Origin of the sequence: Haloactinomyces albus (genome assembly GCF_031458135.1) — a bacterium.
Taxonomy (GTDB): Bacteria; Actinomycetota; Actinomycetes; order Mycobacteriales; family Pseudonocardiaceae; genus Haloactinomyces; species Haloactinomyces albus.
On record NZ_JAVDXW010000001.1, the window covers coordinates 3723749 to 3736683 of the forward strand.

12 protein-coding genes are annotated in these 12935 nt (G+C 68.2%); 4 read left to right on the forward strand and 8 right to left on the reverse strand.

Annotation, left to right across the window (positions count from 1 at the left end; translation table 11 throughout):
- Window positions 1–28 precede the first annotated feature (28 nt).
- A complete protein-coding gene (tal, locus tag JOF55_RS17820) occupies window positions 29–1132 on the reverse strand; it encodes a transaldolase (protein WP_310275693.1) in 1104 nt (367 codons plus the stop codon).
- A gap of 62 nt (window positions 1133–1194) precedes the next feature.
- The gene (gene tkt / locus JOF55_RS17825) at window positions 1195–3291 is read right to left on the reverse strand and encodes a transketolase (protein WP_310275695.1); all 2097 of its coding nucleotides are present in this window, start codon (window positions 3289–3291) and stop codon (window positions 1195–1197) included.
- A 272-nt stretch (window positions 3292–3563) separates the two neighbouring features.
- Between tkt and JOF55_RS17830 the strand changes: the two genes are divergently transcribed.
- Window positions 3564–4505 (forward strand): heme o synthase, encoded by a 942-nt coding sequence (locus JOF55_RS17830; RefSeq protein WP_310275697.1) that lies wholly within the window; start codon window positions 3564–3566, stop codon window positions 4503–4505.
- Window positions 4506–4578: 73 nt separating this feature from the next.
- Here JOF55_RS17830 and JOF55_RS17835 read toward each other — a convergent pair whose 3' ends face one another.
- Window positions 4579–5547 (reverse strand): quinone oxidoreductase family protein, encoded by a 969-nt coding sequence (locus tag JOF55_RS17835; RefSeq protein ID WP_310275699.1) that lies wholly within the window; start codon window positions 5545–5547, stop codon window positions 4579–4581.
- Between the two features lie 202 nt (window positions 5548–5749).
- Here JOF55_RS17835 and JOF55_RS17840 point away from each other — a divergent pair, with 202 nt between their 5' ends.
- The 3 genes from JOF55_RS17840 (at window position 5750) to JOF55_RS17850 (ending at window position 7655) form a co-directional block, all read left to right on the forward strand.
- Window positions 5750–6094 carry a hypothetical protein gene (locus JOF55_RS17840; protein WP_310275701.1) on the forward strand — a complete coding sequence of 115 codons (345 nt, stop codon included), beginning with the start codon at window positions 5750–5752 and terminating at the stop codon, window positions 6092–6094.
- 8 nt (window positions 6095–6102) lie between these two features.
- Window positions 6103–7008, forward strand: a complete 906-nt coding sequence (locus tag JOF55_RS17845; RefSeq protein WP_310275703.1) for a DcsG N-terminal domain-containing protein — start codon at window positions 6103–6105, stop codon at window positions 7006–7008.
- A gap of 188 nt (window positions 7009–7196) precedes the next feature.
- A complete protein-coding gene (locus JOF55_RS17850) occupies window positions 7197–7655 on the forward strand; it encodes a GbsR/MarR family transcriptional regulator (protein ID WP_374727541.1) in 459 nt (152 codons plus the stop codon).
- Between the two features lie 11 nt (window positions 7656–7666).
- Here JOF55_RS17850 and JOF55_RS17855 read toward each other — a convergent pair whose 3' ends face one another.
- The 5 genes from JOF55_RS17855 to mptB form a co-directional block, all read right to left on the reverse strand.
- A complete protein-coding gene (locus JOF55_RS17855) occupies window positions 7667–8635 on the reverse strand; it encodes a COX15/CtaA family protein (RefSeq protein WP_310275705.1) in 969 nt (322 codons plus the stop codon).
- 84 nt (window positions 8636–8719) lie between these two features.
- Window positions 8720–9589 (reverse strand): SCO6745 family protein, encoded by an 870-nt coding sequence (locus tag JOF55_RS17860; RefSeq protein WP_374727542.1) that lies wholly within the window; start codon window positions 9587–9589, stop codon window positions 8720–8722.
- 34 nt (window positions 9590–9623) lie between these two features.
- A complete protein-coding gene (locus tag JOF55_RS17865) occupies window positions 9624–10325 on the reverse strand; it encodes an ABC transporter permease (protein ID WP_374727543.1) in 702 nt (233 codons plus the stop codon).
- A 92-nt stretch (window positions 10326–10417) separates the two neighbouring features.
- On the reverse strand, window positions 10418–11356 hold the full coding sequence (locus tag JOF55_RS17870) for an ABC transporter ATP-binding protein (RefSeq protein WP_310275710.1): 939 nt from the start codon (window positions 11354–11356) through the stop codon (window positions 10418–10420).
- A gap of 11 nt (window positions 11357–11367) precedes the next feature.
- Window positions 11368–12921: a polyprenol phosphomannose-dependent alpha 1,6 mannosyltransferase MptB gene (gene mptB, locus JOF55_RS17875; RefSeq protein ID WP_374727544.1), complete on the reverse strand. Its 1554-nt coding sequence runs from the start codon at window positions 12919–12921 to the stop codon at window positions 11368–11370.
- Window positions 12922–12935 lie beyond the last annotated feature (14 nt).

Here is a 12935-nt window from a genome sequence, read left to right on the forward strand (position 1 = left end):
ACGGAGACGGGTGCGGCGGCCGTGGGAGCTACTTAGCCCGGCTGAGCTGGTCGCTGACCGTCTGCAGCAGTTCGTCCCAGGACTTCTCGAACTTGTCCACGCCCTCACGCTCGAGTACGACGAAGACGTCGTCGAGGTCGACCCCGGCCTCGGTGAGCGAGTCGAAGACCTGCTGCGCGCTTGCAGCCGTCCCGCTCACCTTGTCGCCCTGCACGTCGGCGTGGTCGGCGGCCGCGTACAGCGTGGCCTCCGGCATGGTGTTCACCGTGTTCGGCGCCACCAGTTCCTCGACATAGCTGGTGTCGGAGTATGCCGGGTCCTTGACACCGGTGGAGGCCCACAGTGGACGCTGCACCTTCGCACCGGCCCGCTGCAGCTTCTTCCAGCGCTCGCCTGCGAAGACCTCCTCGTAGGCGGCGTAGGCCAGCCGTGCGTTGGCGATGCCCGCCTTGCCCAGCAGGTCCTCGTTGCCGAGGGAGTTCAGCCGCTTGTCGACCTCCGTGTCCACGCGGGAGACGAAGAACGAGGCCACGGACATGATCCGGCTGATGTCGTGGCCGTTGGCCTGGGCCTGTTCCAAACCGGCCATGAAGGCGTCCATCACGTCACGGTAGCGCTCCACCGAGAAGATCAGCGTGACGTTGACGCTGATGCCCTCGGCGAGCGTGCGGGTGATGGCGGGCAGACCCGCGAGGGTGGCCGGGATCTTGATGAACAGGTTCGGACGATCCACGGCCTTGGCCAGATCCTGTGCCTCGGCCACGGTGCGCTCGGTGTCGTGGGCCAGCCGCGGGTCGACCTCCAGGGAGATCCGCCCGTCGACACCACCGGTTTGCTGATGCACACCGCGGAACACATCGGCAGCGTCGCGGATGTCGGTGGTCGTGATCTCGCGTGTCGCCTCGTCCACGCTCGCCCCGCGCTGCGCGAGCCCGCGAACCTGGTCGTCGTAGTCCTCGGCGTTGGACAGGGCCTTCGCGAAGATCGTCGGATTGCTGGTGACTCCCACGAGCTCGTAGTCGTTGATCAGCTCCGTGAGGTTGCCCGAGGTGATCCGCTGGCGGGACAGGTCATCCAGCCAGACGGCCACCCCCGCGTCACTCAGCGCCTTGAGATTGTTGTTGCTGGTCACTTTGTTCCCTCCGCTCGCAGCGTCGGTGTCCGTTCCGGGTCGAGTCGCTTCAGCAGCCTCGCTCAGCCTGCCTGGGCGAGACCCAGGCTCCGCCGTGCCGCGTCGGCCACGGCTTCGGCGGTGAAGCCGAACTCCCGGAACAGAGTCTTGTAGTCAGCCGAGGCGCCGAAGTGCTCCAGGGACACGACCTCGCCCGCGTCACCGACGAACCGGTGCCAGGACTGTGCGACACCCGCCTCGACGGCAACCCTGGCGCGGACCTCCGATGGCAGCACGTGCTGCCGGTAGGCCGCATCCTGCGCATCGAACCACTCCACACAGGGCATCGAGACCACACGAGTGGCAACGCCCTCCACTTCGAGAATCTTCCTGGCTTCCACCGCCAACTGCACCTCGGAGCCCGTACCGATGAGCACCACTCGGGGGGTACCCGAAGAAGCCTCGGTCAGCACATAGCCACCCTTGGCCACTCCCTCGGTGTCGGTGCCCTCCAGCGTCGGCACCCCCTGACGGGTCAGAGCCAGTCCCGCCGGGCCGCTGGAGTCCTCCAGCACGGCCTTCCACGCGGCGGCCGTCTCGTTGGCGTCGGCCGGGCGCACCACCGCCAGGCCGGGGATGGCCCGCAGCGAGGACAGTTGCTCGACGGGCTGGTGGGTCGGGCCGTCCTCACCGAGGCCGATCGAGTCGTGTGTCCAGACGTAGACGACCGGAGTGTGCATCAGCGCGGCGAGCCGCACGGCCGGTCGCATGTAGTCGCTGAAGATCAGGAAGGTACCGCCATAGGGGCGGGTGCCACCGTGCAGCGCGATGCCGTTGAGGATCGAGCCCATCGCGTGCTCGCGGACACCGAAGTGCAGCGTGCGGCCGTAGGGCTGTGCCGAGAACATCTCGGTGGAGATGCTTTCCGGGCCGAACGAGTCCGCGCCCTTCATCGTGGTGTTGTTGCTCTCGGCGAGGTCGGACGAGCCGCCCCACAGCTCGGGCAGCACGTCGGCCAAGGCGGCGAGGACCTCGGCGGAGGCCTTGCGGGTCGCGATGCCCGTGCCGTCGGGCTCCCAGCTCGGCAGCTTCTCCGACCACCCGGCGGGCAGCTCACGGGCGCGCATGCGGTCGAGCAGCGCCTTGCGCTGCGGGTTCTCGTCCGCCCACGCGTCGAAGGCGATCTGCCACTTCTCGTGGGCGGCCTTGCCCCGCTCGGCGACCGTGCGGGCGTGTGCCAGGACCTCGTCGTCGACCTGGAAGGACTGCTGCGGGTCGAAGCCCAGCGCCTCCTTGACCCCGGCGACCTCCTCGGCGCCGAGCGCGGCGCCGTGCGCCTTGCCGGAGTTCATCTTGGTCGGCGCGGGATAGCCGATGACCGTGCGCAGCACGACCAGACTCGGCCGGTCCGTCTCGGCGCGGGCGGCCTCCAGCGCGTCGAGCAGGCCTGCCACGTCCTCACCGCCGTCGACGGTGACCACGTGCCAGCCGTAGGCCTCGTAGCGCTTGGCGGTGTCCTCGGACAGCGCGATGTGGGTGTCGTCCTCGATGGAGATCTCGTTGGCGTCGTAGAGCACCGTGAGGTTGCCCAGTTGCTGGGTACCGGCCAGCGACGAGGCCTCCGAGGTGACGCCTTCCTCGATGTCGCCGTCCGAGGCGATCACGTAGATCTGGTGGTCGAAGACGCTCTGGCCCGGCTCGGCCTCCGGGTCGAGCAGGCCGCGCTCACGCCGGGCGGCGATGGCCATGCCCACGGCATTGGCCAGTCCCTGGCCCAGCGGTCCCGTCGTGGTCTCCACGCCCCGGGTGTGGCCGAACTCGGGGTGGCCCGGTGTCTTCGATCCCCACGTCCGCAGTTGCCGGATGTCTTCCAGTTCCAGTCCGTAGCCCGACAGGAAGAGCTGTAGGTACAGGGTCAGGCTCGAGTGGCCGGCCGACAGCACGAAGCGGTCCCTGCCGATCCAGCTCGCGTCACCGGGATCGTGCCGCATGACGCGCTGGAACAGCGCATAGGCAGCAGGCGCCAGGCTCATCGCGGTTCCGGGGTGTCCGCTTCCGCACTTCTCGACGGCATCGGCGGCCAGTACCCGGACCGTGTCCACGGCGCGCTGGTCCAGCTCGGTCCAGTCCGCGGGAAGCCGTTTGGTGGTCAGGCGGGCAAGATCGTCTGTTACGGACATGCCTCGCAGCTCCAGTCTCCCTCGACGCGGTGAATCAGGTTCATCTTAACCGATTCGTACCGCGGTTATCCCTCGTCCGGGTGCAGCCTAGTCGTGCTGATCGGGCAGGCGTCGACCCGTCCTCGGTGACACCCGACCAAGAGCTGTGCCAGTAGCGCGACTACCATTCCGCAGGACCCGGTTGGGTGCGATCCGGCGTCCGGGCCTTGTGCGGAGCGACCAAGGAGTTCCATGCCGTTCGGTGATCCTCGGCTGTCTGTGTGTGCGGCACCGTGACCGCCGCGGTCGACACCCCCGAAAGCGGATATGCGCGCCGTCCCGGCGAGCTGCTTCGGGCCTATGCCGGTCTGATCAAGCCGCGGGTCATCGAGTTGCTGCTGGTGACCACCATCCCCGCGATGCTGCTCGCCGCTCGCGGGATCCCGTCTCCGTGGCTGGTGCTCGCGACATTGCTCGGCGGGACGATGGCGGCGGGCAGTGCCAATGCGCTCAACTGCGTGGCCGACGCCGACATCGACCAGATGATGAAACGCACCAGGGCACGACCGCTGGTACGGCACACCGTCTCGACGCGGCACGCGCTCGTGTTCGGTATCGCCCTCGGGGCCGGTTCCTTCGGCTGGTTGTGGGCCACGACGAACCTGCTGGCCGCTGCGCTCGCAGTGGGCACGATCCTGTTCTACGTCCTCGTCTACACCCTGTTCCTGAAGCGGCGTACCGCCCAGAACATCGTCTGGGGCGGAGCGGCCGGATGTATGCCCGTGGTGATCGGCTGGGCGAGCGTGACGGGTCGAGTGGACTGGCCCGCGATCGCGATGTTCGGGATCGTCTTCTTCTGGACACCGCCGCACACCTGGGCACTGGCGATGAAGTACAAGGACGACTACGAGCGTGCCGGTGTTCCGATGCTGCCGGTGGTGGCACGTCCGACCCATGTCTCGCGCCAGATCGTGTCCTTCACCTGGCTCATGGTGCTGTGGACGCTGCTGCTGGTGCCGGCGGCAGGCTGGCTGTACGCGGTGTTCGCCGTACTCGCGGGCGGATGGTTTCTGTTCCTGGCCCACCGCCTGCACGTGATGACCCGACAAGGACAGCCCGCCAAGCCGATGCGGCTGTTCCACATGTCCAACACCTACCTGATGATCGTGTGCGTGGCGCTGGCCGTGGATTCGGCGCTGAGCCTGCCGGTACTCGGCTGGCCCCCGGTGTGGTGAGACCGGTGGTGAGCGGAACTCTCACTCACGTGGAAGGGGCGAAAGTTCCGTGCACGCCAACTCGGTGCTCTCGTCACGGCTCCAGAAGCAGTTTGCCGGTCGTGCGGCGGCTTTCGAGATCCTCGTGCGCCCGCGCGGCCTCTGCCAGCGGATACGTCCCGCCGACCCGGATGGCCAGGTCCTTGCGAGTGACCGCATCGAAGATCTCCCCCGCGCGCCAGTCGAGTTCCTCGCGGGTCAGGATGTGGTGGGCCAGGGTCGGCCGGGTGAGAAAGACCGAACCGGCCGAGTTCAGTCGCTGTGGGTCGACCGGCGGCACCGGCCCGCTGGCGGCACCGAACAGCGCGAACATGCCGCGCGGGCGCAGGCTGTTCAGACTCGCCTCGAAGGTGTCCTTGCCGACGCCGTCATAGGCGACGTCGACACCACGGTCATCGGTGAGACTGCGGACCTGCTCGGCCACATCCGCCTCGGTGTAGCGGATGATCTCGTCGGCCCCCGCTTCGCGTGCCAGCCTCTCCTTGGCTGCCGTGGAGACCGTGCCGATGACATTGCCGCCGCGCGCCTTGATCAGTTGAGTCAGCAACAGGCCCATACCGCCTGCCGCGGCGTGCACCAGGGCGGTGTCACCGGTCCGCACCGGATAGGTCGAGGAGACCAGATAATGCGCGGTCATGCCCTGCAACATCATGGCGGCGGCCGTCCGGTTGTCGATTCCCTCGGGCACCCGCACGACTTTGCTCACCGGTACCACCGCGCGCTCGGCATAGCCGGCGGGGACCATCGCCCACGCCACCCGATCACCCGGGGCGAGCCCCGTAACCCCCGCACCGACCTCGCGGACCGTGCCCGCACCTTCCGAACCCGGTGTGAACGGGAGCGGGACCTCGTAAACCCCACTGCGCTGGTAGGTGTCGATGAAGTTCACGCCACAGGCGGCGACGTCGACCAGGACTTGCTGCGCTGCGGGGGTCGGATCCTCGATCTCGGCTGCTTCCAGAACCTCCGGCCCACCGTTGGCCTGTACCCGGATCGCGCGCATGCCCTACCTCCACGTTCGCAGTGTCGTCCGTATGTCGTCGTCCGTATGTCGTGCCGCCGTGCCCGGGCCCACCCGTATTCGAAATCGCCGCGTCCGATACGGCAACATCGTCACCACGCGGCGATCTCGTCCATCCTGCACGCGGAGAGGTCTACGACACGAATCGGGGCGATGCGGATGACACGGTGCTTAGGATCCCGACATGGCTACGAATGAGGGAAACGACACACAGGCTGCGGCGAGTGCTCCGCCACCGAAGGCCGTCAAATCCGCGAACGGGTTCGTCGGTGAGCACGGTGGATCGGCACGGGCCGTGGTGGAGAATCTCGGGCACCAAGCGGGTGGCCGGATCGTCCTGATCGGCGACGACGGCGCTCTCGGCGACGTGATGGTGGCCGACGTGGCCACCGCGGAATCGGTGGTCGGCGCCGTCGATGGCCTGACGCTGAGCGACTGGGACGCCGACACCACGGCAGCACTGCAGATCGGCCCCGGTCACCGGCGGCGCATGGCTCGTTCGCACGCGAACCGTTCTCGGGTGAAGTGAGGGCCGCCGTGGGTAAGCCGCAGGTTCTTCTCGCCTCGTGTGCGGATCTGCCCACCTCGAACGGGGACGACACGTGGCTGCCCGACGCTCTCGCCGAGCTGGACGTGTGGGCGTCCTGGGCGGTCTGGGACGACCCGGAGGTGGACTTCGCGCAGGCCGACCTGGTCGTGTTGCGGAGTACCTGGGACTACCCGCGCCGCCGGACCGAGTTCCTGCGGTGGTGCGAGTCCCTGCCCGCGCTGGCCAATTCCGCCCGGATCGTGCGCTGGAACACCCACAAGTCCTACCTGGCCGACCTCGCTGATGCCGGTGCCGCCGTGGTGCCGACGCAGGTGATCGAACCGGGGGACAGCGTCGAATGGCCGAAGTCCGAGTTCGTCCTGAAACCGGCGGTGGGCGCGGGTTCGCGAGATGCGGCACGATTCGGTGCGCTCGAGCACGAGGCCGCCCGTGCGCACCTGCGCATGCTGCGCGAGCAGAACCGGGCGGCAGTGGTACAGCCGTACCAGTCGGCGGTCGATACCGAGGGAGAGACCGCGCTGGTCTTTCTCGGTGGGATGTACTCCCACGGCTTCGTCAAGGGACCGATGCTTCCGCCTGTGGCCACGCAGGACGGATCCGGGCTGTCCATGGCCGAGGGGCGGCGACCGGCCGATCCCTCGGCCGCCTTGCGCCGGGCGGCCGAGGACACCCTGGACATCGCCTGTGGTCTGCTCGGCATCGTCCGGTCGGAGCTGCTGTATGCCCGCGTCGACCTGGTGCGGGGACCCGGTGGCGAACCGCTGCTGCTGGAGCTGGAACTCTCGGAGCCGTCTCTCGGGTTTCAGCAGACCGATTCCTCCGCGCAGCTCCGTTTCGCCTCTGCGGTCCGAGGTGCGCTCGCCGGTGAGCGGAACTTTCGTCCCGCCATGTGAGTGAAAGTTCCGTTCACTGTTCACGACACACGGGGTGCTGCTGGCATTGATCTTTGCTTTCGCCTATTTTTTCAGTGTCAACAAAAGTCGATCACGTTGATCGATCGAACCTTCGGCGAGGAGAGACAGTGCCCGACCACCCCGAGTTCGCTCATACCGAGTATGCGCAGCGCACCGACAGGCCGGCGATGTCGGAGTGGATCGAGCAGATGGCGGCGCATTTCGAAGCCAGTGAGGGGATGCCGCTGATCGCAGGCCGTATTCTCGCGTTCCTGCTGATCTGCGACCCCCCGGAACGCACCGCTGCCGAACTCTCGCACGGCCTCAGTGCCAGCACCGGCTCGGTGAGCACCAACGTGCGCCTGTTGCTGCGGTTGGGGATCATCTCCAAGACCACCCGGCAGGGCAGAGAGGCAGCCCTGTACCGCGTGGAGGAGGACCGGTGGCCTGAGCTGGTGCGCCAGCGGATGGAGCGGGTGACCCAGCTCGAAGAGATCACCGAAGCCGGACTGCGGATGTTCAGCGGCCAGGGGGAACGTGCGCGGCGGCTGCGCACCGTGCACGAGTTCTACCAGTGGTTGTCCGAGGAGATGCCCGAGTTGTGGCGGCGTTGGGAACGGGACGGGCGGTCCCGCAGGCGGTCCTGAGACTCAGAGGCTCAGGCACCGATGGCCTCGGCGGGCGGCTCCGCCGCGACCGGGCGTGAACGGGGAAGGTCGCCGCGGAAGCGGGACTCGCCCCACAGGAATGCCACCGTGATGATCACCAGGGTGGCCCCCAGAACGTGGAGCACGACCATCGCCTCGGGAACTCCCAGCAGGTACTGGGCCGAGCCCAGGGCTCCCTGCGCGAGCACGACCACGCAGGCCGCCACGTAGGCACGCAGGAGTGCCTTCGTCGGCCGGGTATGGCGCAGCCAGACGCCGAACACCGCCAGCAGGCACAGGTAGGCCATCACCAGCAGACCGTGCACCTGCACGAGCGTGGGGATGGGCAGGGGGAGTCGCTCCGTGCTCGGATCACCGGCGTGGGGTCCCGCAGCAGTGACGAGAGTGCCCGCGATGAGCATCCCCGCCGCGACCGCGGTCAGTGCCACCAGCAGTCGCCGCATCCGCTGCGGCACCACCGGCCGTGCGGGCTCGTCGCCCTCACCCGCGACCTTGACCAGCAGTGTCGCCAGCCAGATCAGCACTGCCGAGGCCAGGAAGTGGATCGACACACTCCACCATTGCAGGTCCACCAGCACCGTCATGCCGCCGATCACGGCCTGCACGAGCACTCCGATCGGCATGACCAGGGCCAACCGCACCAAGCGGGGCCGATAGGGCCGGAGGCGCCACGCGGCGAGGAGGCAAGCCAGCGCGACGAACCCGACGAGCCCCGTCAGTGTGCGGTTTCCGAACTCGATGACCTGGTGCAGCGTGCTGACCTCCGGATGGGAGATCGGCACCATGCTTCCCGGAAAGCACTGCGGCCACGTCGGGCACCCCAAGCCGGAGCCGGTGACCCGTACGACCGAACCGGTGACCGAGATCAGCACTTGGGTCACCATCACGGCCAGCGCGAGAGCGCGCACCGGTGTGGTGGAGGAGTGGGACAGACGGTTCAGCAGCGACGATGCGGGCACATGCCGATGGTAGGGGAGCGCGAATTCCGGATCGTCAGGGGAGCGGTTCGTCCCGGTGCCGCTTGCCGGTGCCGCTCGCCGGTGTCACTCGCGGCGGGACGAGCCTGCGGCGAAGAGCTCTCGCGGGAAGGCTCCTGCTTTGGCCAGCCCCTTGCTCAGCTCCGCTCCATGCGCAACCAGCCGCTCGACCTTGGTGGCGCCAAGATGGGTCCACGGCGCCATCGACTGCGCGTCCGTGGTGGCCTCGACCTCCTCGCGTAGTTCCTTGCCCGCGGTGGTGAGTGTCCCCTCGGTGTCGAGGAGTCCTTCCGCGCGGAGTTCCTCGTGAGCATCGGACCATTCCTCGTCCGACCAGCCACGAGTCATCTTGGCGGCTGCCTCGGTGAATCCCTCCCCGGTTGCGGTGTGCAGCACGAGAGCTTGCAGACCCGTGATCCCGGCTGCCTGCAGGGCGGCGATGTGCGCGTCACCACGGAACTCCCGCAGCAGGGAAAGCGCATGCCAGAGCCGCAGGTGCGGTGCCTCCGGCCACTCCAGGTCGGCGTGGGCGGCGAACAGCGGTTTCCCGGCGGGCTCGCAGGCTCGGCACGCCTCGGCGGCCAGTTGCACGGACTCGGTCACCGCTTCCGAAGTGAGCACCTCATCGCCCAGCATCCGTCGCAGTGCCGTATCGGCCGCGCGGAACCGCGCCGCGACGATCTCCTCCGGTGCTGCGATCGACCATGCGCGGGGAATCTCCTTGGCCGCGGCCCGCGGACTGAAGTTGTAGAAGGTCGCTGCCACGACCCCTGCCCCGACCGCGCCCATCGGGGCGGCGCGGCCTGCGAAGTAGGCGATCCGGCCACCTTTCAGGCCGAGAGAACCGAACTCCTGTTCGGCCTCGGGAGCGAAGTAGATCATGGCGTGTGGCGCTTCGAGTGCGTTCTTGCACCGCCGGGCGATATCAGGCTGCATCATGGCAGCAGTCTACTGATCGGTAACGTAAAGATCAGGTGAGGCGGGTGGTGCGGCCGGCGAGCGCGCCTGCCACGGCGCCCCAGACGAGAAGTACGAGGACCGGCTGCAGTCCCGGCGGCGCCCCCTGCGTCAGAGTGGCCTCCAGGGACTGCGCCAGCGCACCGGAAGGAAGGAAGTGGGCGAGGGTGCCCACCGGGCCGGGCAGTTCCTCGGGATGCACCGCCAGTCCTCCGGCGAGCAGCAGTACGAACCAGATCGCGTTGGCCAGGGTCAGTACGATCTCGGCACGCAGGGCGCCGCCGATGAGAACTCCCGCCGCACCGAACGTCAGCGTGCCGAGCACGAGCAGCGGTATCGACAGCAGCAGGCCACCGACGGACGGGGTCCAGCCGAGCAGCACGGCGGTGGTGCCGAGAACGACCGCCTGCAGCGCCACGACGATCAGGGTCGCCAGGACACGGCCGGATACCAGTGCCCAGCGGGGTAGTGCCGTGGCGGACAACCGTTTGATGACCCCGTAGCGCCGGTCGAAGCCCAGTGCGATGGCTTGTCCGGTGAAGGCCGTGGACATCACGGCCAGCGCCAGAATGCGCGGTATGACCGAGTCGACGACGCCGAGATGCAGTGTGCTCAACCCGATCAGCAGCGCCAGCGGGATGAGCAGCGTCAACAGCGCCTGCTCACCGTGGCGAAGGGTGAGTGCCGCCTCCATCCGGGTGTGCGCCGCGAGCATCCGCAGCGGATGTGCGCGTCCGGGCGCGGGCCGGAAGGTGCCGGGAGGAAAGACGGCTGCGTTGTCGGTGGTCTGCGTTCGGGGGTCGGCGGTCACGCGCGTAGCTCCCGTCCGGTCAATTCGAGGAACACGTCCTCCAGGCTGCGCTGACTGACTCGCAGTTCCTGGGCGAGTACGCCATGGCGCGCGCACCAGGAGGTCACCGTCGAGACGGTCTGGGGGTCGATCGCACCGTGCACGACGTAGTGTCCGGACCGCACCTCGGTGGCCGCACACCCTTCGGGCAGTGCGGCCAGGAGCAGGTCGAGATCGAGTGCGGGCTGGGAGCGAAACCGGAGTTCCTGCTGTCCCTCCGGTGCCGCCGTCAGTTCGGCGACGGTGCCGTCGGCCACGGGGCGGCCGTGATCGACGATCACGATCCGGTCGGCCAGTGCTTCCGCCTCGTCCATCAGGTGCGTCGTCAGGAGCACGCTCACGCCATCGGCGCGCAGGGCGGTGATCAGGTCCCAGACCAGCCGCCGGGCTTGGGGGTCCATTCCGGCCGTGGGCTCGTCGAGGAAGACCAGTTCGGGACGTCCGATGAGAGCGCACGCCAGGGAAAGCCGCTGTTGCTGACCGCCCGAGAGCCGCTTGTACGGGGTGCGACCTGCGGAGCTCAGCCCCAGCACGTCGAGCAGCCATCCGGGGTCGAGCGGGTTCGCGGTGCAGGAGGCGACCAGACGGAGCATCTCCTCCGCGCGTACACCCGGATAGGCACCGCCACCCTGCGGCATGACACCGATCCTGGGGCGGAGTTGTTCGGCTCGGCCCACCGGATCGAGCCCGAGAACTCGGACGTGGCCGCCGTCGGGTCGCAGGAATCCCTCGCAGATTTCGACCGTGGTGGTCTTGCCCGCGCCGTTCGGCCCGAGCAGTGCCAGCACACGGCCGCGTTCCATGCTCAGGTCGAGTCCGGCGACCGCTGCGGTGTCGCCGAAACGTTTGTTCAGCCCGCGTACTTCCACGGCAGGGCTGTCGGCGTTCGGGCTCACGACCTTCCAGCCTAGGATGTGACGGGCGGAACGCCCTTCCGGGGCGGTAGCAGCGGTGGAACCTTGCCGCGTACGAACAGCAGTGTGACGGCGAACGCGATCAATGCGGCGATCACCGCGAACGGGATCATGTATGCGCGCAGCACGTAGGCGGCTCCGGTCGGCGGGACGAGCAGCGCGACGAAGGCGCTGATCGCGGTCGCGGCGATACGGAACCGGTTGTCGTTGGTCGACAGCGCCAGCGGGGCGAGGGCCCACAGCAGGTACCACGGGTGCAGGACGGGGCCGAGAATGGCCACGGCTCCGAGCGTGATGCCGAGTCCGGTCAGCGGTTCGATCCGCCCTCGGAACGAGAGCCACAGCAGGCGTACGCATACGGCCGCGCTGATGCCGTAGCCGATGACCTTGGTGATCATGAGCATGGCGTCGGTGTGGTTGCCCAGGCTCAGGATCATGCCGATGCCTGCGCCGGTCATGCCCAGTGCCGTCATGGGGGCCAGCCAGGTTTTGATCCGGTTCGGCACGTCGAAGGTTTCGAGCCAGCCCAGCCCCCAGCCGCTGGCCATCGTGATGATGGTCATGGCGATGAGGAAGATCACCGTCAGCAGTATCGCCATGCGCACCAGGTCGGAGAATTTCGCGCCTCTCCGGCGGGTGAGGTAGATGCCGAAGAAACCGAGCGCGACGAAGGCCGGGGGTTTGATGGCGCCGGCGATGACGATCACGGTGGCGGCCACCGTGGTGCCGAGCAGGTGCCGCCAGCGCAGTCCCAGTTCGATGCCCGCCAGCATGATCCCCATCAGCAGGGCCTCGTTGTGCATGCCGCTGACCACGTGGAACAGGACGAGCGGGTTGGCGACGCTGAGCCACAGTGCCGCGACCGGTTGGACGCCACAGCGTCGGGCGAGCCGGGCGATCGCCCAGATCGCCAGCGCGAGGCCTGCGAGCATGATGACGCGCCAGAGCAGCACGCCTGCCACGACGTTGTCGCCGACGATGACGGCGATGACCCGTCCCAGCATCAGGAATCCCGGTCCATAGGGAGCGGGGGTGTCCCGCCAGATGTTGGGCACGTTGGCGGTGAAGGGGTGATCCACCCCCAGCGCGGCCGCGGGGCCCAGGACGTACGGGTCGATGCCGCGTGCGGCGATCTCGCTCTGCGCGAGGTAGGCGTACATGTCGCGGCTGAACAGGGGCGGGGCCACCGCCAGCGGTAGCGCCCACATCACCACGGTGCGGTCGAGTTGGGTTCGGGAGACCATCCTCGCTCGTCCCGGCCAGGACAGCCTGCCCAGCCACAGCCAGCCGGTCACGATCATGAGCATGCCCAGCCAGGCGAAGGCCATGGCCACGGTCGGCATGCGGGCGGGCAAGCCGATCAGTCGGACCCCGGACAGGGGGTTGTCGACCGGGGCGGCTCCGGCGCCGATCGCACCGAGACCCAGCAGGAGGGCTCCGGTCGTGCCGAAGCGCCGGGTGATGTCGAGTTGACGCCGCTCGGTGTGATTCAGGGGGGCGGGTTCGGGTATGTCCCGGATGTCTCCGGCGGTACTGCCGGGGTGCATACCTGTCCCGTCCT